The sequence below is a fragment of the Vibrio sp. Vb1026 genome (genome assembly GCF_033338745.1).
GTDB lineage: Bacteria > Pseudomonadota > Gammaproteobacteria > Enterobacterales > Vibrionaceae > Vibrio > Vibrio alginolyticus.
On record NZ_JAWOTH010000009.1, the window covers coordinates 142,447 to 163,614 of the forward strand.

Sequence of the window (21,168 nt, forward strand, 5' to 3'; positions counted from 1 at the left end):
CAAGCATCAAATACAATAATCTGTGATTTTGATGTGATGAATAACACAAACTCCATAAGCATCGTACACATTTTCTGCAATGTCTGGTCTGAAGATGTTTTATCAGTAAATTATTCGTTTATGATTGATATGAAACCGAGAAGCCAACGTGACTTACAAACGGCCAGGAGTCAGCATGAATAAACTACATAAACTCTTTAAACCCAACTCTGTGGCCGTTATTGGGGCATCTCAAAAAGCATTGCGAGCAGGACATGTTGTGATGCGCAACCTTCTACAAAGTGGATTTGGTGGCGCGATTATGCCAGTAACGCCGCGATATAAAGCCGTATCTGGCGTGATCGCTTACCCTGATGTAGCTTCCCTGCCCTATACGCCAGATATTGCAATTTTGTGTACGAACGTTTCACGTAACGAGCAATTGCTTAAAGAGCTAGATGAGAGAGGCACACCGTTTGCGATTGTTATCTCTGATGACCCTAATCCTTTAGATATCTCATCATTGAACATTCGACTTTTAGGCCCAAACAGCTTAGGTATCATCCTTCCTTGGCACAATTTTAACTGCACGTTTTCCCCTGTTGCAGCTAAACCCGGAAAAATTGCTTTCATCTCACAATCCGCGGCGGTTTGTACCACGGTTTTAGACTGGGCAAATGATAAGAACATTGGTTTTTCTTCGTTCATTTCGATTGGGCGTGGACAGGATATCGATTTTGCAGATTTGCTCGACTATTTGAGTATGGATGGAAACACAGAAGCTATTCTGCTTTATGTTGATAATATCCAAGACGCTCGCCGATTTATGTCTGCTGCGCGAGCCGCTTCACGTAACCGACGTATATTGGTGCTAAAAGCGGGCCGCTCTAAAGAGATGAATACTTTTGAGCAGCAAGACGGAGATACACTTGACGTAATTTACGATTCTGCTATTCGCAGAACTGGTATGTTACGAGTCAGCAATACGCATGAGCTTTTTGCCGCGGTTGAAACACTCACGCACTCTGTGCCACTTCGTGGAGAGCGTTTAGCGATCATCACCAATGGCGGTGGCCCTGCTGTTATGTCCGTTGATACTTTGATTGAACGTGGTGGCCAACTCGCAACGCTTGATGACGCTTCCATTGAGCAATTACAAGCAGTACTTCCATCCAACTGGCGTGCTCGAAATCCAATTGATCTGTCTGGTGACGCAACCCAAAAACGCTATATTGATACCATTAACGCACTGATGAATAACGACTGTGCAGATGCGATATTGATTATGCATAGTCCTTCTGCTGTTTCTGATCCTCTTGAAACTGCTCAAGCCGTTATTAATGCAATCAAATCTCACCCTCGGCATAAGCATTTTAATATCTTGACCAACTGGTCAGGAGAACAAACGTCGAGAGAGGCACGACTGGCATTTACTCAAGCAGGCATTCCAACCTATAGAACACCTGAAAGTGCGGTTGTAGCATACATGCACTTGGTCGAATACAGACGAAACCAGAAACAACTAATGGAAACGCCAACGACGGCAGAGCCATTACATTCTGGAAGTGTGAGTTCAGCAAAAGAGTGGGTAAACGAACGACTACTGGATAAAAATACAGTTACCTTGGATACGCATCAAACCAGCCCATTATTTAAGCTGTTCGGGTTTAACGTTTTGCCTACGTGGATTGCATCTGACGACATTGAAGCTGTTCATATGGCAGAAAATATTGGATATCCTGTTGCGGTAAAATTGCGTTCTCCAGACATTCCTCATAAATCGGATGTTCACGGTGTCGCTCTAAATTTAAGAAACAGTCGAGAAGTTTCCAACGCAGCGCTATCCATTTTAGATACCGTAAAGCTCAGCTACCCTTCCGCCAATGTACATGGGCTGTTGGTACAAGGGATGGCAAAGCTCGGCAGCGCTGAAGAGCTACGGATTAGTATTGCAGTAGATAAAGTCTTTGGACCAGTGATCTTGCTTGGTCAAGGCGGCTCTGAGTGGAATATCGCCCAAGATGCCGTCGCTGCACTTCCTCCTTTGAACATGACGCTTGCGCGCTACCTTGTCGTTGTTGCCCTAAAGTCGGGAAAGATTCGCCTGCAGAAACACAAAGATGCGCTCGATATTACTGAGTTGTCGAAGTTCTTGGTTCGTATCTCCCAAATGGCAGTTGAGTTACCAGAAATACAAAGGCTGGATATCCATCCAGTGCTGGTATCCGGAAGCGATTTAACTATCCTTGATGCAGATGTCACACTGTGTAAATACGAAGGAGACGCCCAAAAACGGCTAGCGATTCGCCCTTTCCCGGCAGAGTTTGTCGAAACTGTAACGCTTCGAGATGGCCAACCTATCCTGCTTCGTCCTATCTTGCCTGAGGATGAGCCGCTACATGCTCAATTCATTAATAGCGTATCGAAAGAAGATCTCTATAAACGTTTCTTTTCTGAAGTTGGAGAGTTCAACCATGAGGCTTTGGCAAACTTTACTCAAATCGACTACGACCGCGAAATGGCGTTTGTTGCGGTAGCGTTTAATACTGACGGACCGTCTATCATAGGGGTAGCCCGCGCATTGATAACACCAGACAATAGTGACGCTGAGTTTGCTATTTTGGTTCGTTCAGATTTGAAAGGAAAAGGTTTAGGCAAAGTGCTGATGCAGAAAATAATCAGCTATTGCAAAGTTAAAGGCACAAAGCAAATGTCTGGAATGACCATGCCAACAAACAGAGGGATGTTGATGTTGGCTCAGAACTTGGGGTTTGAGATCGATGTCCAGTTTGCAGACGGTACGGCAGATATGGTGCTCCCTTTAAATTGAAAAGCGCAGCATTAGCGATGACTTTTACTTCTTACATTCGGTAATCAATGGGAATCTAAGAAGTAAAAGTTACGTTGTTACTTTAGTTTCCAATTCTTTTTTAAGTACTGAATACACCAGGATTTTGCCTCACCCATAGTGTTCCGGCGCCATGCCAAAATAATATCCATCGGCTGTTCTTCAGTGCCTTCGATTCGTTTCAATACACCACTATCAATAAGAGGTTGTGCAATTTGGCTTGGTAATGTACCAATACCTAAACCTGCAGTGAGCGCTTCTACTTTTGCCGTAAAGTTGGTGACGGTCAAGCGAGGCTGTTTTTGAATGATATTAATTGAGAGCGCTGGTTGCTCACGTGCGGTATCTGCAATAGCAATAATCCGATACTTTTCTCGCGCTGCTTCATCAAACTTACCACTACGCTTGTGAACATAGTGATCAGCGGAAGCTACCCAATACATACTCATTTTACCAATTTTTTCTGACTTAACTTCTTGAGGAAGCGTATCCAGTGATGGGCAAATCAGTAAATCAGCTCTCCCCGTATTCAACGACTCCCAGCTACCAGCCAGAATCTCCTCTTGCAGCCTGACTCGAGTTGAGCTGACCTCGGCCAGCGCATCAACCATCGGGAAAAAATTGGATATAGGAATAATGCCATCAAAGGCAATGGTAATATCCAGTTCCCAACCATTCGCCAATAACGTTGCATCGTTCACTAACTTTTCACTGGCTTGTAAAATGGCTCTTCCTCTTTCAAGAATAAGCTTACCTGCTTCAGTAAAATGGGCTTTGTGACCAGAGCGATCGAAGATAATAATGTCTAAATCTTGCTCGAGTTTCTGGATTTGATAGCTCAGCGATGACGGGGCTCTGTCTAACTCATTCGCAGCAGCAGCAAAACTCCCTCTTCGATCAATAGCATCTAGAATATGGAGTGCTTCTAACGTAATTGGACTCTGCACATGGCCTCTCTTAATGTGATATTTATCACATTCGTTGTATTTGGATGAACTTATCAAGAACTAACGACAAATTATATAACATATTGATAACTAAAGACTAGGAATGCTAATAGCCTAAGAAGAAGATTCAATACAAATCAATAAATGACAATGGTAATGATAGTAATTACCATTTAGATCCATTAATATCCGCGTGTTGTTACCTATTATGGATCTAAGGTATTGAAGCCAATGTATAAAAAATCAATTTTGTCAGCCTCCATTTTAGTTGCCCTTTCCCATACTGCTTATGCGGAAGAAGCTTCTAAGTTTGAAGAAGTCGTTGTGTCGGCCACCCGTACCAACCAAACCATAAACACTGTTGCTGCTTCTGTTGCTGTTGTATCAGAGAAAGACATCGAAGAAAACATGGTAAAGGACTTGAATGATCTATTCGAGTATACGCCAGGTGTTACTGTTAATGGCACTCAACGCCAAGGCGTCCAAAGTATTAACATTCGCGGGATGGAAGGTAAACGAGTTAAAATCTTAGTAGACGGTGCATCTCAACCAGGTGTATTCAGCGGTGGACCATATTCGTTTATCAATTCTAGTGCCGTTACTGTCGACCCCGATATGCTAAAGAGTGTCGAAATTGTTAAAGGAGCAGCTTCTAGCCTACATGGTAGTGATGCAATTGGCGGTGTTGTCGCATTCGAAACAAAAGATCCGAAGGATTTCCTCAAAGATGGCAAAGACTTTGGTGGTCAAGCTAAACTCTCTTATTCATCGGAAGATAACTCTTTTAGTGAGCATGTAGCTTTAGCAAAGCGTTTCGGTAGTACAGAAGCACTTGTAGCCTTTACACGCCGTGATGGTGCAGAGCTACAAAATTTCTCTAAGGCGCCTTACGATAACTATTCTGTGGACAACCAAGATTATTACAAAAACGATCTATTGGTAAAACTTCAATCTCAATTGAATGACGCTCATCGCTTGGAGTTTTTGGGAGAAGTTATTTACAACGAGACTGACTCAGAGATCGCACATAAAAGTTACAAAAACTTCAACGCTGAAGACACAACCAAGCAAAATCGCATTGGGCTCAAGCACATTTGGTTTGCAGATGCAGCTATCTCGGATACGATCACGTCCAAGCTTACATGGATTGGTAAAGAAGAAAACGGCGTCTCTAATCGCTTTATCGAAGCTAGCCCTGGTTACCCACCTTACGTACCGCCTAGTGGTGACAACCAACAGAAAAAAGATTACGAATATACTGAAGACAAATTTGAATTCGAAACTCAGTTAGATAAAGAGATTCAAAATCACTATATTGTTTACGGAATATCGTACAAACATAGTGACATCAGTAATACCAATCGCGAGTTTAATTCCGATCCTGGCACGCCAGATACTGTTTACGTTTACACACCGGATGCAAAAGAAGAAAGCTTTGGTTTATTCTTGCAAGATGAAATTTCGCTTCTTAATGACAAGCTAATTCTGACTCCAGGTGTGCGTTACGATTACTTCTCTACTAATCCTTCAAATACTTCTGAAGAGTCATTCGAGAAGTTTAGCGACTCTGCATTAACTGGTCGTTTAGGAGCAACTTACTCTATATCGCAACCAGGCACGATCTTCGCGCAAGTGAGCCAAGGGTTCCGAGCGCCATCGTTCGACGAGCTTTACTACACCTACGATAATCCGGCTCATGGCTATACCAACCGCCCTAACCCAAATTTGGGATCTGAAAAGAGTTTGTCTTATGAGCTTGGTTACCGTCATAACACTGCAGCGTCGGCAACTGAAGTAGCGTTCTACTACAGTGATTACAGTGACTTTATTGAGCAAACGTCATCAAACAATGGTGGTTTAACTGAATTCACAAATATCAATATTAGTGAAGCAAACATTAAAGGGGTTGAGCTCTCTAACCGTCTTGATTGGCATGCCATTGCTGGTCTTCCATCAGGCGTGACAACTCGCTTTGTTGCAGCATACACAGAAGGTGAAGATGGTGATGGTAATCCTTTGAACAGTGTAAACCCATGGAATGCCGTAGCTGCTGTAAATTACGATTCACCAAATGCACTTTGGGGGACAAGCCTAAAAGTAAACTACACGGCTAAGAAATCGAACAGTGATATCAACTCTGATGGTGATAAAGGCGGAATCAAAGACCAAGTTGCTTTGCCGTCTGCGACAGTCGTTGACTTAACGGCGTACTACAAACCAATGAAAGATATAACCATTCGTGCTGGTGTTATGAATCTAACGAATGAAGTATACTATCTTTGGAACGATGTTCGCGGTAAGACTGAGTTAAGTCGAGACAAAACGCAAGCTGAGCGTAATTATAACATTAGTGTTAAATACGAGTTCTAAACCTTAAAAACACAAAAGCCAGCGTAATGCTGGCTTTTTTTATGGCTTTCATTTCAAAAATGTAAAGAAAAGTATGAAAAATGAAAGTTTACTGTTTTGCCATCTCTTTTTTCACCATTACTGCTGCTGCAATGATGAAAGTGATGATCAGACCGAGTTCCATGAACTACCCCAATAGCTATGAGAAAATTTATAACCCAAATTAAGAGTCGGGCATAGTTTAACAGCTCTATATATACTTGCTACCTTTTAACCAGTAATTTACGATTTTTTCCGATTTGGATCAAAAAAGACGCAATCACGCGCCTTTTTGTTACTATTATGTAAATTAAAGATTAGGCATCTGGATAACCTTGAGGGTTAGTAGACTGCCAGCGCCATGTATCGCCAGTCATTTCTTCTAGAGTGCGAGTTGCTTTCCAACCTAACTCATTCATCGCTTTTGATGGATCCGCCCAACACTCTGCAATATCACCTGGACGACGCTCAACAAGTTGGTATGGGACATCTTTACCACTTGCGGCTTCAAATGCTTTCACCATGTCCAGTACACTGTAGCCGTTACCAGTACCGAGGTTATAGATATGAAGGCCAGCTTTGCTACCTACTTTTTCTAATGCAGCAACGTGACCATCAGATAAGTCCATTACATGAATATAATCACGTACGCCTGTGCCATCTTTGGTCGGATAATCACTACCAAACACAGAAAGGAACTCTCTGCGCCCTACCGCAACTTGAGAAACAAACGGCATTAAGTTGTTTGGAATACCTTGAGGATCTTCACCTAGCTCGCCTGTTGGATGTGAACCTACCGGGTTAAAGTAACGAAGAAGTGTAATGCTCCAGTCAGGGTTCGCATTTTGGAAGTCGGTTAAACACTCTTCCACCATTAACTTGCTGCGACCATATGGGTTAGTTGCGCTAGTTGGAAAGTCCTCAGTGATGGGTACAGATGCAGGATCACCGTATACAGTCGCTGATGAACTAAATACCAACGATTTAACTCCGGCTTCGCGCATTGCATCAACCAATACTAAAGTGCCATTAACGTTGTTGTCGTAATACTCTAGAGGTTTTGCTACAGACTCACCGACGGCCTTTAAACCTGCAAAATGGATAACAGCTTCAATATTGTGCGACTTTAGTGCTTCTACCATCGCCAATTTATCTCTGATATCGGCTTTAATGAAGGTTGGCTTTACACCACATACCTTTTCAATTCGATCTAATACCGTAGATTTACTGTTGTACAGGTTGTCGAGAATCACTGGCGTCATGCCAGCTTCGATCATTTGAATACACGTATGACTACCGATATAGCCCATACCACCCGTAACGAGTACTTTCATTTTATTATTCCTTCTGACGCGAATCGTGTTAGTTTAAAGCTTTGACGTTACGATTTAAACTGTCTCTTGTAATTCGCATCCCATTAATATTGCTTGGCCTTTCCCGGCTTTCTTTGCTTGATACATTGCCGTATCCGCACTTTTTAAAACTCGAGTAGCATCGCGCTCATTTACGCCGACTAATTTTACGCCGATACTAACGCCAACTTTGAGTAAGTGACCTTTGTACTCAATTGGAGCACATATGCTCTCGAGCAACTGTTCTGCTATTCGGGTGACCACTTTTTGATTGGCGGGATTAACCAACATGACAAATTCATCACCAGAAAGTCTTGCGATTAAATCACTATGTCTCGTCGCAGATGTTAGACGCTCGGAAACTTTTTTCAAAACTTCATCACCTGCATCATGACCGTAGGTATCGTTAACTTCTTTAAATCCATCCAGATCGAGGTACAAAACTGCAAATTCGTCACGCAAGTATCCAGAGCGTTGTACTAGTTGTTCCAACTCTAAATGGAACTTAGATCGATTGGCTAACCCCGTTAAAGCATCGTGATGAGCTAAATGCTCCAATCGTTCCATCTCTTTTGCGCCGGAAAGGTCGGTAAGAACAATAACCAGATCATAGAAACCATAGTCTTCACACTTAACGATACGATTGACTCGAGCAAACATCGGTACAAACTGACCAATATGGTTCTTCTCGATAACTTCACCTTGCCAAACGCCATAATTTTCTATCGACTCGATGATACTAGGCATCATTTCCTGTAACTTGCGCCACTTTAGCGTTTGGATGAATGACTTCCCAATAAGCTGATCCACCTCTAAGCCGACTAACTTAGTGACGGCAGGGTTTGCCATCGTAATGACACCGCGATGATTAAGAACAATGAGACCATCTTGGCTGCTTTCAAAAACGCGTCCCGCAACACGTTGCCGGTTTATGGCTTCTTCAATTTCGGTGATATCTTGAATCGAAAACAGTAAGTATTCATGTGTCGAGAGGCGACGACTGGTTAGGCTCAACTGCTGTTCGTTATCTGCATTTTTGAGGTGAATATCATCGCACTCTAGGCCTCGACTCAGGATCTGACTCAGCTCATTCGGTGTTTTGGTTTTAATTAGATCACGAATATTGGCATATTTAAGTTCATCTAATTTTTTTTGAAATATTTGCTGGGTCGCCGTATTACAATGAATAACACGTCCGGAATTGTCTGTAATAACTAATGCATGCTGAACAGATTCGATAACCTCTTCTGAAAATGCGCGCTTTTGTTCTAGTGTGTCTAGCGAATGTTGCCGCTGCTTCTCACGTACTGTTAACCTATTCATCATTTGATTGAAAGAGCTCGCGAGGTCTCCAATTTCATCCTTGGCGTAATAGCGAGCTTGATTTTCCGTGTTTCGTCCGTGTGTCACATTCTCTATTACGCGGTTGAGTTCCATCACGGGCCTGAGAACAAGCCTCTCGATACTTATGTAAAAAACAGTGCCACCAGCGATTAGAAACAGAAGAAGTAAAGCGCCATCTCGAAGTAAAGATTGTATGGCTTCTACAATTGGGCGATGAGAAAGCGTAACTCTCATGCTACCAATGACATAGCCATCATGGATAATCGGCTCTAGAACATAAAGAAATTTGGTTGATAAGGCATAGCCTAGAGCGTGCAACCTACTTCTTTCGGTTTGACTTGGAACGGGTGCCAGTGCCCCACTTATCTCCATAACAGCGAATGGTTGGTCATCTTGGTCATAAAGTTTGACCCGCGTTACATTTGGCTGGTTTAAAAAGTTGGCGAGAATAGTTTGAGCTTTTTGCTTGTCCTTTGTCGTCAGCGCATCTTTAATTGAGAAAGAAACGTTGTTAATCAACTTTCTTGTCTGCTCGACCAGTTCATGCTTAGACGATTGGTATACAGTATACGAGGTGTAACCTTTTGAGATAACAAAGATAGCCGTTAAAAAGACCAGAAGAGGCCAAATAAGCTTCGCTCGTAATGACATATATATTCCTGTCGCAGACAACCACAAAAATGACAGAAGAACCATTATGCAATCTATCACCCATGAAGGGCGACAAGATTAACACGATGCTAATGCAAAATAACCTTAAATTCTCAAAAATTGGATGGAAAAGAAACGAAATACCTCAAAATTCGGATCAACTCAAATAACGGCAACATCTTTATGGACTAACGTGATCTTTTTCGTCACCTATCTGCTCAAAAAGCCTCGTTTTCATGATAGAAGAATGAAGTGAGTCACTGAACCTAGATGCATTTTCCTGCATCGTAAACCCATTGCTTGTGTAGAAATAAAACGTATGACATTGAATAAACAGCAACTTACATTGAACTGTGATATGGGCGAGAGCTTTGGCTCTTGGAGTATGGGCGCAGATGAAGACGTGATGCCCCATGTTGATATGGCGAACATCGCGTGTGGTTTTCATGCCTCCGACCCTAATGTCATGCACGACACCATCACCCTAGCGAATGACAACGATGTTGATATTGGCGCACACCCAGGTTACGCCGACCTACAAGGCTTTGGCAGACGAAGCATAAGCATGACGGGTGATGAAATTACGAACATGGTTATATATCAGGTTGGTGCTTTACAAGCATTATGCCGGGCGCAATACACAGACATCAGTTACATAAAGCCTCATGGTGCTCTATACAACGACATGATGAAAAGTGATGCGATATTTAGAGCGGTAGTAAAGGCGGCAGCACTGTTCAAAGTACCGTTAATGATCCTAGCTTCACAGGAAAACGAAAAATACTTAGAAATCGCAGACGATTATGATGTTCCCTTGCTATTTGAAGCATTTGCAGATCGTTTATACCAAGATGACGGCTTACTGACTCCTAGAACACAGCCCAATGCCGTGTTAAAAAGCGAGCACGCGATACTTGAGCAAGTCCGGACCTTAGCTGACTCTGGGCGTGTCAAAACCGCTTCAGGCGGTTACATATTATTGGAAGCCGATACAATTTGTGTTCATGGTGACAATGAAGAGTCGATCGCGCTGATCCAAAAGATCCGCCAAAGCCTATACGCTGGAGGAAATTAATGCATAAAGAGAAATTTAATATCTCTTTGATCTCCGAGTGCAGTATTTTCATTAAGTTTGATGAGAGTATTTCTGAAAATGCAGTCGGAGAGCTTGCTCGCAGCATAAGAGAAACTTTCGCTTCAATTGTTATGAACGTTGTCCCCTCCTATCAAACTATTCTCATTGATTACTTACCTTTTCGAATCAACGAAAAGAACTTAGTCAATGAGCTGCAACAAATCGTGAGCCAGTTTGATACTCAATCACTTAAGCTTTCCCAGCCGAATCACATTACTATCCCTGTATATTACTCTGAAGAAACCGCGTTAGATCTATCTCGTTTTAAAAAGCGAGGTCTGTCATTAGACGATCTTATTACCCTGCATACGAAAACCGAGTACGCGGTTTCTGCAATTGGCTTTGCTCCAGGCTTTGCATTTCTCTCTGACGTTGATACTCAATTGCACATGGCAAGGCTTGCCACACCAAGAACTCACGTGCCGGCCGGAAGTGTCGGAATCGCAGACTCTAAAACGGCCGTCTATCCATCAGATAGTCCTGGCGGATGGAACATTATTGGTAAAAGCCCGCTTGCGCTCTTCTCCGACTCTCCTCCTTTTATACCGTTTGAAGTGGGTGACAAGGTCACCTTTAATGCTATTTCAAAACAAGAGTTTATCGATTTAGGAGGCGTACTATGAGTTACGGTGGATTACTGGTGGAAAAGCCAGGACCGCTCTCTTTAGTTCAAGACTTTGGTCGTTTTGGCTTAGCGCATGTCGGTGTGACTCAAGGTGGCCCGGTCGACGACTATGCTTACAGTTGGGCCAACCATTTGCTTGGTAACGTAGTAAATTGCGTTGCGATTGAAATTACTCTGGGTAACGCTTGTTTTATTGCATTGCATAACTGCCACCTTGCTATATGTGGCGGTGACTTAAATGCGAAAATAGATGGTGAACCTATTTCAAATTGGTCTGACTTTACGTTGAAAAAAGGACAGAAGCTTCAGTTCGGAGTCGCAAGGAATGGACTTCGCTCCTACCTAGCGGTTAAAGGTGGATTCAATGTTGCTCAGCACTTAGGAAGCGCATCGACCGTCTTGCGAGAATCTCTAGGTGGTTATGATTCAAATGGTGGCGCTTTGAAAGCTGGTGATATTCTTCCCTTTGTCCCTCATAACTTACCGAAACGTAAACCAAGGCAAATGACGTTTCGCTTTAAGCCAGATTACAACTTACCCATTAAGCTGAGAGTGATTGAAGGCTATCAGAACGAGGACTTTGATGAAGACGCTCGCCAAGCATTTTATAACAAAGCATTCATCATCTCCCCAAATTCGAATCGCATGGGCTACCGTCTTGAGGGCAATAACATTCGTCCACCTTACGAAGGCGTCCTATCAGAGGGAATTGCATTAGGTTCAATTCAAGTACCTAGCGATGGTAACCCTATTGTGCTGCTCAACGATCACCAGACTATTGGCGGGTATCCTAAATTTGGCTGCGTAGCTCGTATTGACTTACCTAGACTGGCACAGGCGAAACCCGGACAAAAAGTCAATTTTGTGAAAGGAGATAGACTAGGCTTGCAAGAAGTATGGTGCCAATGGGCTCAGTTTTTTGGGTATTAATACAACCACTGAGCCCAAACACAGCCGATTATGCAGGCATACCATAACGCACTGCTAAAGCTTGTGGATAGCCTCGCTCTTGAGTGAGTTTAATCGCGTACTGCTCGACCTCTTGTTCAGACCACTTCACAGCGACCGGATGCTGTGTTTCCACATTTTGGTTAGGATCGATGTCAAACCAGAATTGAAGCATTTTTTGCGCTGCGAGTAGTGTCGATGACGCTTTTACCACCTCTATTCTCGCGTAGTGGTTATCTTCAAAAGTCACATCTGCCGCTCTGAGTACTGGATCTGTTCCGGGAATTTGCTGAGCGCCAAATAATGCTTTTCCTCCTTTTACAGCAGAGTGATAGTCGGGAATAAACTGCGCCATGTGTTTGATGGCGTTGTTCGTTCGCTCTTCTAACACTTCTTCTCTCCAGCCGTAACGGATCTTCGAGAGTAAAGGCATAGGCAGTTCAGGTTGAGCAGATGAGTTCGTGCTCTCCACTAAACCATCTTCAAACAGCGTGATTCCTTTTGTCATACCATGAAGTTGAAAGTAACCATCGCCATAAGGCGTCAATTGAGCCATTCCTTTATCGGTTCCACGCGGGCCATGAAAAATAACTTCTGGCCATTGTTGTTGACAGTCTGCCCACCTCGTAACGTAAGCGGCTTTAAACTCCACCAACCTGTCTCGCTTGGCACCAACTGTGTTGTCAATTGAGCCTGTTTCAAAGCCACACGCGTTAACCAAGTAGTCGCATGTCATCAGGTAATCGATACCTTCACGTTCATAGCCAAGTTGCCAGTGTTCCCCCATCCAATCGGCTTGCTTAAACGTTGCTTGTGTGAAGACCGAAGCATTAGGAAGCGTATCTAGTGTTAAGTTGGCAATTGCGGCGAGGCGAAAAACACTCCAACCATATTCTTGAACTGCGACAACAGGATACTTTAGCGCTTCAAGATCAGCATGTTGAGCAAAAGGAATGCACCACTCATCGAAGTTTGTAGGATGACTTGGTTGAGTACGTTGCGCGAGAGCTTCTAGCTCCGCTTTTGAATACAGTTTGTAGTATTCGCTTGGCTCGCCGAGCACTTTATTACTCTCATCTTTATCAACGAGCGTCTGATAAGCACTTTTCACAACCTCTAATCGCGGAATTAGTGTGGATGGGTCTCCACCATCGGAATGAGGAACCGCGATGATTGTCGGACGAATATTCAGTGAAAGCGGATACAGGCGAACAGTATCAATAGATTGTGCTAACAAGTCTAAGCACTGTTGCTCGGAAATCTCTCGATATAAATTACCACCAGCATGCAAATGACAAATGGGTGGACCATTTACTAGTGATACGCCCTTCTCTATTACGGAAACTTTAAAACCCAGCTCCGCAAAATGAATTGCTGCTGTTGCACCTGCTACACCGCCACCAACAACAGCGATATGCTTATCTTTATAACTTGGAAACTCAGACTTCATTGCTTCACTAAAAATTTTATAAGGAAAATTCTTTACTAACGGTGAATTCTACTCGTGTTTGGACTTGATTAAAATCACAAAAAGTTCATGGGTTTGCGAAATATCCAACAGCGCCTGTAAAGTGCATTAAAGTGGAAAAAATTTGCGAAAAAGTACTTGACTACATGGTTAAGAAGACACTTTTTTGTGTCTATGTGAATAAGAATTTCACTGTAAGACCCATGGCGCAAAGCCTGCAGAAACACCCCACTTTTTACCCCATTTAGTTATCCCAAAAGTTATCCACTGTTTTTGTGGATAACTAAAATAAAAGTGTCATGGAGTGTTCCAAACTTGATAACACTCGCTGCGATTAAGTGTTTACTGGCGTTAATAATCTTTTCAACAAACTCATCACTACAAGTGCCAACGTAACAAATGTTGCAAGCGGTAAAGCTATCCACAATTCGGGGTGAATTTGTACATTGAGATCGAATCCATATGTCATGACTGCGGCCACACAAACTTCCGCAGCGAATACCGCAACACCACTAGCAATCAACGCCATAATTCCGTACTCGGCCCACAGGGTTGTGTTGATCCGTTTCTTACTTGAACCTAATGTGCGGTACAAACGAATCTCTTGTTGACGTTGGGACAAGCTTAACCTCAGTAGAGTAAAGATGAGCAGCAGACCAGCAACAACGCCTAAAAGAGCAAGGATGGTGATTGCTGATACGATTTGCTGAATCAAAGCCTGAATTTTCTCGCCCATAGTTCGGATATCTAAAACAGAGACCGTTGGGTGAGCACGTGACATTGACGTCAACAACGCTTCATTTCCTTCTTCAATCCTATAACTGATGAGGTAAGAACCAGGTAAATTAGCCATCACGTCAGATGAGAAAATAAAATAAAAGTTAGGCTTCATGTCACGCCATTCGACATAACGGATGGTATCTACTACTGCATCGTAATTCTGGCTGTTTATTACAAAGCGCAGCGTATCACCGAGTTTTATGCCTAAGTCATTTGCTACATCCGCTTCTACAGATACACTCCCTTTGTTTGTCCATTCACCCGAAAGCACATCATTATATTCTGGTAGGGTATCTCCCCATGTCAGGTTTAGCTCTCGACGTATCGCGTCAGAACCTTCTCCTTCGTACTCAACCTCTTTGACGTTTTGACCGTTAATCTCTGTTAGTCGTCCACGAATTATTGGATAAGCTTGTGACCGCGTAACTCCATTTTTATCTAGGGTTTCTAGGTAGTTATCGAGCTCATAATCACCAATGTTCAAAGCGAACACATTTGGCGCGTCTGCAGGTAAGGTTCTCTCCCAATCCGCGAGAATATCGCTGCGCACAAGCCAAATGATAGACAGCAACATCAAAGATAATGCCAAAGCACCAAACTGTAGGCCGCTGGTTACTGGCGTCCGGTTGATACGACTCAACGCAAGCTTCATTGCAGGATGGGTTGACACACGTGCAAACAGCTTTGTGAGTGTGACGCTAACTGCTGCGAGTACCACAAACTGTACCGCTATACCAGTGAGCACGATCCAAACTAAGGTGTTATCTGCATACAGTAAAAGCAGTGGAACAACGGGAACTAGAACAAGTAACATTCGCTTCCAAGAACGTTGCGCTTTACCCTGCTGTAGCACTTCTAACGCGGGAGTTTTAATCAAGCCTAACAATGGTATACCGAGAGCAGGCACCGTAATCAAGACTGCTGAGATAAATGCCACCAAAAATGGTGTGACGCCGTAACTAGGGAGTGGCTCGGGTAATAAGTCTTTGAGTGGAATGCGTAATAAATATTCCAGCCCGCTCCCTAACAATAGACCGACGACACTGGCACTAATGAGAAGGATTGTGACTTGAATAAATAACCACTTTTCAATCCATCGGCGGCTCGCACCAAGACTTTTCAACATCGCGATAGTTTGTGTCCGGCTGTTCACGTAATTTTGACAAGTAAGAACCAATGTTGTCGCCGCCATAATGATGACAATTGCTACTGTCAACGACAGATACTGCGTCGTGCGTTCAAAAACCTCATTACTACGACTGGCAGTATCTTGCGTGCGCCAGCGATCGCTCGGAGAAAGCTGCGTATCATCTTGTAAGCTCTTTAGTGTTTTATCATCGGCTTGTAAAAATAGACGGTATTGAACTCGACTCCCAACTTGAATTGCTCCTGTTTTATCTACGTCACTTTGATGAATGTATGCAGAAGGCATTTGCTGAAATGGATTAAAGCTCAAGCCTGGTTCCATCAATACTGCGCCTGATACAGTAAACTCGGCATCGCCTATCGTGACACTGTCACCTGGCTTTACGCTTAGTTGAGTCATAATCCGCTCATCAAGCCAGAGTTGGTTCTCTTTAACGCGACCGGCTGGATTATTTTCAAGAACGAGCTCTCCCATTAAAGGGTAATTATCATCCACCGCCCTTACAGAAATAAGCTGCATACCATTATCGCTAAATGCCATAGTGGCAAAGCGTGTCATCGTCGAACGTTCAAGGCTTTCAGTCGAGGCTAACAACGTGTCCGGAATGGGATTAGCAGACACAAACACCGCATCTGCCGTTAATGCGTCCTTCCCCTGCTTGACGATCACCTGCTCCATTCGTTCTGCTAATGCAGAAAGCGCAAAGATACTCGCAATCACGAGAATAAGAGCAACGCTAATAGGCCAAAGATTCCCCTGCCTTATTTCGCCGAAACTCCAGCGTATCAAGCTTTTATTCGACGAGTGCTGTGTTGTACTGTTTTGCTCTGTGGATGTTGCTTCACTTGATGATACTGCAGACATTACATCTCCTCCTTAAGCTCACCCGCCTCCATACGATAAATACGGTCACATCGGCTTGCTAGATGACCATCGTGTGTTACTAAAATCAGAGTTGTCCCGTGCTGTTCATTAAGATCGAATAGCAGCTCAATCACTTTGTCTGCGGTTTGATGGTCAAGATTGCCGGTAGGCTCGTCTGCGAACAACAGCTCAGGCTGTGTCATAAATGCACGCGCTAGCGCAACTCGCTGTTGTTCACCACCAGATAACTGGCTTGGTAAATGGTCGACACGTTTTTCCAATCCAACAGCAGCTAATAATTCCGCTGCTCTTGCTTCATCTTCGGCTTCACCACGTAAAAGACAAGGAAGCGTGACATTACGTAATGCACTCAAACTCGGGATTAACAAGAAACTTTGGAAAACGAAACCTAAAGAGTCAGCCCGAATTTTCGCACGTGCTTCATCGTCCAGTTTTGATAATTCATGACCTAATAAAGTAATTTCGCCTGATGTCGGCGTATCAAGACCAGCTAGCAACGTCATCAATGTTGACTTACCTGCACCGGAAGTTCCGACGATGGCGATTTTTTCTCCTTTTCGGATGTCAACATTTACGTCTTTGAGGATTGTTAATTGTTCTTGATTAGTAGAGACTTGTTTAGAAACCAAATTGGCTTGAACAATAGGTGCATTAAGTACAGGTGTTTGCATGATTCGTATACTTTCCTTAGTTCTATTTTTTTGTTTTTCCGCTACTGCACATGCGAGCGAAAAGCTACTTGTCTTGGGTGATAGCTTGAGTGCAGGCTATCAGATGCCGATCGAAGAGAGTTGGCCTAGCTTACTCCCTGATGCGTTGTCAGAACATGGTCAAGATGTAACAGTTATTAATGCCAGCATTTCTGGCGATACAACCGGCAATGGCTTAGCACGGTTACCTCAGTTGCTAACTCAGCATAGCCCTGACATGGTACTTATTGAGTTAGGTGCCAACGATGGCCTAAGAGGTTTCCCTCCTAAACTTATTACGTCGAATCTTTCAAAAATGATTACCATGGTAAAAGATTCTGGTGCGGACGTTGTCATGATGCAAATTCGGGTTCCACCTAATTATGGTAAGCGCTATAGCGATATGTTTTACGATATCTACCCTAAGCTTGCACAGCATCAACAAGTTGCCTTGATGCCATTCTTCTTAGAGCATGTTGTCACCAAACCAGAATGGATGATGGATGATGGCCTTCACCCAAAACCAGATGCACAACCTTGGATCGCTGATTTCGTTGCTCAAGAATTAATTAAACATCTCTAATTTTAATGGTCTAGCTCAATAAGTTTTACGTAACTTTACGTTAATCTATTTTCAATTCCACTCATCGAGGATAGATAACAACATGCGAATAGAACCGTTAATTCAAGGTGTTGTTGCTCGCTCTGCGCACCCCAAAGGGTGTCATGCATCTATTAAAGAGCAAATTGAATACGTAAAACGCGCCCCACAGATCAAAAAAGGCCCAAAACGGGTTTTGATTATTGGTGCCTCCTCTGGTTTCGGCCTAGCGGCCCGAATAGCCCTAACGTTCGGTGGCGCTAACGCCGATACCATTGGCGTCTCATTTGAGCGTGGCCCTTCAGAGAAAGGGGTTGGGAGTGCGGGTTGGTATAACAACGTCTTTTTTAAGAAGGAAGCAAATCAAGCCGGGCGTACCGCAATAAATATTGTTGGCGATGCATTCTCTGGTTCGGTGCGCAATCAAGTGATTGAAGCCATTGAAACGTACTTTGAGGGTGAAGTTGACTTAGTCATCTATAGCTTGGCAACCGGTGTTCGACCTAAACCTGAATCTGATGAGTTTTGGCGCAGTGTCATTAAACCGATTGGTGAACCTGTCACTGGCGCTTCTATCATGCTGGAGAACGATAAGTGGATAGAAACCACCTTAACGCCTGCAACAGAAGAGGAAGCCAATGCCACCATTAAAGTAATGGGCGGCGAAGACTGGGAAAGCTGGATTGACACACTCATCAATAACGACTCTATTTCAAACGGCTGCAAAACCATCGCCTTTTCTTACATGGGCCCTGACATTACGCACCCAATTTATCTCGATGGTACGTTAGGTCGAGCGAAAATCGATTTACACCAAACCAGTCATTCATTAAACCTCAAACTCGCCAACTTTGACGGCGGTGCTTACGCAACCGTGTGTAAGGCGTTGGTGACGAAAGCCAGTGTATTCATCCCTGCGCTAAGTCCCTACCTGTTAGCGCTTTATAGAGTGATGAAGGAAAAAGGTACTCACGAACGCTGTATTGAACAAATGCAGCGACTGTTTACTACGAAGTTATACGATCAAGAGAAAGTGCCAGTTGACGGTGAACGCTTGATTCGAATAGATGACTTGGAACTTGAACCGCAAGTTCAACAAGAAGTCCACGCTCTTTTAGAACAGATGAATGCTGATAACTTTAAAGAGATTGGTGATTACCAAGGTTTTAAAGATGAGTTTATGAAGCTCAATGGCTTTAACTTTGAAGATGTCGACTATTCGCAAGACATTTCTATTGAATCGTTAATGTCGCTTAAGCCTTGATGCTTGTTACCTGTTTCAAGGATGAGATATGTGACAACTATTCCTAGTCCTGAACTCTTTTCAGGACTTTTTTTTGTTTCGAGCCCTAGCCACCCTATACTTAATTAAAAAGCGAGAACAAAATAGAGCAGTCTGCATTTTTAAATTCACAGGAAGTGAAACCACGTAAAGGATGACCTATATGGGGAGATTGCAAACATTAGACTACGAAATCCCTGAGTCTATGCGAAGAAGTTGGCAAGAAATCGTCAACTTACTGGCTCAAATAACACACGTACCCACCACATTAATTATGCGTATCCATCCGGATCGCATAGAAGTAAATACATCTAGCGAAACTCTAGGTAATCCTTATCGTACTGGCGATGCAGAGCAGCTTGGTAACGGTTTGTATTGCGAGCAAGTTATAGAACAGAAAGGCGAGCTTGTAATCCCCAATGCGCTTGAAGATGAAGAATGGCAAAATAACCCAGACATCAAACTAGGCATGATTTCTTATTGCGGCTTACCGCTATTCTGGCCAAATGGGGAGTCATTTGGAACAATCTGTATGCTTGACTCTGAGAGAAACGAGTACAACGATAGTTACCGTCAGTTGCTTGAAACTTTCAAAGATTCAATCGAAGCACAGCTTTCAGTTGTGTACCAACAACATAAACTTCAGCGACTTAACACCGAGCTAAAGAGTCGAATTGAAAATCGTACCACGGATTTAGCCCAGTTAAGTTACTCCTTAACACAAGAAATTGATCGCCGTAAAGCCGCGGAAAAACAAGTGAGCTACCAAAAAACACATGATCAGGGAACTGGATTTCTAAATCGTTCTGCACTTGAGAACATTGTCCAATACACCTTACAGTCCCTTGATAGTGATCAGCAATCGCTTGTGGTCATCAACATTGGTTTTAGTAACGCTCGCAGTATTCAGACCAGGCACGGGTTCGAGGTCTTTGACAACATTTTAAAAGAATTTCACTCCAGATTAACCAGACACGGTGCTAGCGGATTTATCACTGGTAGACCAAGTTCGAATGACATGGTTTTATTGATTTGGGGAGAGGATATTGAAGCTCGGTTAAATCAACTATTAGATGATATCACTAAAATTAGCGTAGATGGATTTGTCTTCAACAAAACAGAAATACATTTGCACACGTATATCGGTATAGTTCAAGCTTACAAAGATTGCAGCAATGCTAAGCGTATCCTTCAACATGCATGTTACGCGATGCTTCTATGTAAAGAATCCGGCGAACCTTTTAGTTATTTTAGAGAAAATCATTCGGCGGATCTCAATAGTCACAATGAACTGGAAAGTTACCTTTTACAAGCAGTGCGTAACGACGATTTAGTGTTGTACTTTCAACCTCAAGTAGACTCCAAAACACGTAAATGGATTGGCGCAGAAGCCTTGCTTCGTTGGAGACATCCAATACTTGGCGACGTTTCCAACGAAGCATTGATACATATGGCCGAACAAAACGGGCTTATCTTTGAAGTTGGCTCTTTTGTTCTGCGTACCGCGATAGACAAAGCGAAACAATGGTCTGAGTTAATCGATAACTTCAAAATTGCCGTCAACGTTTCTCCCATTCAATTACAAAACGTAAATTTTGCAGAACAAGTGCAACACCTACTCGACACTTTCCATTTGCCAGCACACTTTCTCGAACTCGAAGTAACCGAGAGCGCTCTAATTGCTGATGAAATAGTAGCACGCACAACGTTAAATAAGTTGCATAAACTAGGTGTGACATTGTCACTTGATGATTTTGGTACAGGATATGCTTCGTTCAGCTATTTAAAGAAATATCCGTTTGATGCCATCAAAATTGATAAAAGCTTCGTCCAGCAAATGGAAAAGTCAGATGATGATCGCGAGATCATTTGTTCAATCATACACATTGCAAAAAAACTGGAACTCCAAGTAGTGATCGAGGGCATTGAATCCCACCAACAAGAGCAGTTTCTTATTGGTGAGGGTTGTGATATCGGACAAGGTTTTCTTTATGGTAAACCTATGCCTTGTAATGAATTTGAGCAAAGTTTGTTTAATCAACGCCTTTCTGGCGGGCAATACGCCTACTCTTCCTAAGCATTCTCTTTACTATGAGGGC

Annotated in this window: 14 protein-coding genes; 8 read left to right on the top strand and 6 right to left on the bottom strand. The window is 43.2% G+C overall.

All coding sequences use genetic code 11. The features are described from left to right. The first annotated feature begins 175 nt into the window (after positions 1 to 175). A complete protein-coding gene (locus tag R7E47_RS14990; RefSeq protein WP_318084555.1) occupies positions 176 to 2,809 on the top strand; it encodes a bifunctional acetate--CoA ligase family protein/GNAT family N-acetyltransferase in 2,634 nt (877 codons plus the stop codon). 77 nt (positions 2,810 to 2,886) lie between these two features. Here R7E47_RS14990 and R7E47_RS14995 read toward each other — a convergent pair whose 3' ends face one another. Beyond that, positions 2,887 to 3,774: a LysR family transcriptional regulator gene (locus R7E47_RS14995; protein WP_017634152.1), complete on the bottom strand. Its 888-nt coding sequence runs from the start codon at positions 3,772 to 3,774 to the stop codon at positions 2,887 to 2,889. Between the two features lie 231 nt (positions 3,775 to 4,005). Here R7E47_RS14995 and R7E47_RS15000 point away from each other — a divergent pair, with 231 nt between their 5' ends. Continuing rightward, a complete protein-coding gene (locus tag R7E47_RS15000; protein WP_318084557.1) occupies positions 4,006 to 6,144 on the top strand; it encodes a TonB-dependent hemoglobin/transferrin/lactoferrin family receptor in 2,139 nt (712 codons plus the stop codon). Positions 6,145 to 6,479: 335 nt separating this feature from the next. Here the strand turns inward: R7E47_RS15000 and galE are convergent, their stop codons facing one another. Together galE and R7E47_RS15010 are read right to left on the bottom strand one after the other, a co-directional pair. Continuing rightward, positions 6,480 to 7,496 carry a UDP-glucose 4-epimerase GalE gene (gene galE, locus R7E47_RS15005; protein ID WP_005376309.1) on the bottom strand — a complete coding sequence of 339 codons (1,017 nt, stop codon included), beginning with the start codon at positions 7,494 to 7,496 and terminating at the stop codon, positions 6,480 to 6,482. 54 nt (positions 7,497 to 7,550) lie between these two features. Further along, positions 7,551 to 9,509 carry a diguanylate cyclase domain-containing protein gene (locus R7E47_RS15010; RefSeq protein ID WP_053307690.1) on the bottom strand — a complete coding sequence of 653 codons (1,959 nt, stop codon included), beginning with the start codon at positions 9,507 to 9,509 and terminating at the stop codon, positions 7,551 to 7,553. A 319-nt stretch (positions 9,510 to 9,828) separates the two neighbouring features. Here R7E47_RS15010 and R7E47_RS15015 point away from each other — a divergent pair, with 319 nt between their 5' ends. The 3 genes from R7E47_RS15015 to R7E47_RS15025 are packed head-to-tail and all read left to right on the top strand — an operon-like array spanning position 9,829 to position 12,199. Further along, a complete protein-coding gene (locus tag R7E47_RS15015; protein ID WP_005386314.1) occupies positions 9,829 to 10,584 on the top strand; it encodes a 5-oxoprolinase subunit PxpA in 756 nt (251 codons plus the stop codon). Continuing rightward, positions 10,584 to 11,267, top strand: coding sequence for a 5-oxoprolinase subunit B family protein (locus R7E47_RS15020; protein WP_064354778.1), 684 nt, complete (start codon positions 10,584 to 10,586; stop codon positions 11,265 to 11,267). The genes R7E47_RS15015 and R7E47_RS15020 overlap by 1 nt, the downstream gene beginning before the upstream one ends. Beyond that, positions 11,264 to 12,199 (top strand): biotin-dependent carboxyltransferase family protein, encoded by a 936-nt coding sequence (locus R7E47_RS15025; RefSeq protein ID WP_005376316.1) that lies wholly within the window; start codon positions 11,264 to 11,266, stop codon positions 12,197 to 12,199. The genes R7E47_RS15020 and R7E47_RS15025 overlap by 4 nt, the downstream gene beginning before the upstream one ends. Positions 12,200 to 12,227: 28 nt before the next feature. Here R7E47_RS15025 and R7E47_RS15030 read toward each other — a convergent pair whose 3' ends face one another. From R7E47_RS15030 to R7E47_RS15040, 3 genes are all read right to left on the bottom strand, one after another. Next, positions 12,228 to 13,667, bottom strand: coding sequence for an FAD-dependent oxidoreductase (locus R7E47_RS15030; protein ID WP_033907074.1), 1,440 nt, complete (start codon positions 13,665 to 13,667; stop codon positions 12,228 to 12,230). A 352-nt stretch (positions 13,668 to 14,019) separates the two neighbouring features. Then, a complete protein-coding gene (locus tag R7E47_RS15035) occupies positions 14,020 to 16,476 on the bottom strand; it encodes an ABC transporter permease (protein ID WP_171344614.1) in 2,457 nt (818 codons plus the stop codon). Beyond that, positions 16,476 to 17,168 carry an ABC transporter ATP-binding protein gene (locus R7E47_RS15040; protein WP_047101137.1) on the bottom strand — a complete coding sequence of 231 codons (693 nt, stop codon included), beginning with the start codon at positions 17,166 to 17,168 and terminating at the stop codon, positions 16,476 to 16,478. Before R7E47_RS15040 ends, R7E47_RS15035 begins: the two co-directional genes overlap by 1 nt. Between R7E47_RS15040 and tesA the strand changes: the two genes are divergently transcribed. From tesA to R7E47_RS15055, 3 genes are all read left to right on the top strand, one after another. Continuing rightward, positions 17,167 to 17,769, top strand: coding sequence for a multifunctional acyl-CoA thioesterase I/protease I/lysophospholipase L1 (gene tesA / locus R7E47_RS15045; RefSeq protein WP_021707539.1), 603 nt, complete (start codon positions 17,167 to 17,169; stop codon positions 17,767 to 17,769). The genes R7E47_RS15040 and tesA overlap by 2 nt on opposite strands. Positions 17,770 to 17,851: 82 nt before the next feature. Continuing rightward, on the top strand, positions 17,852 to 19,051 hold the full coding sequence (gene fabV, locus R7E47_RS15050) for an enoyl-ACP reductase FabV (protein ID WP_021035980.1): 1,200 nt from the start codon (positions 17,852 to 17,854) through the stop codon (positions 19,049 to 19,051). A 181-nt stretch (positions 19,052 to 19,232) separates the two neighbouring features. Beyond that, positions 19,233 to 21,146, top strand: a complete 1,914-nt coding sequence (locus R7E47_RS15055) for a sensor domain-containing phosphodiesterase (RefSeq protein WP_017821934.1) — start codon at positions 19,233 to 19,235, stop codon at positions 21,144 to 21,146. Positions 21,147 to 21,168 lie beyond the last annotated feature (22 nt).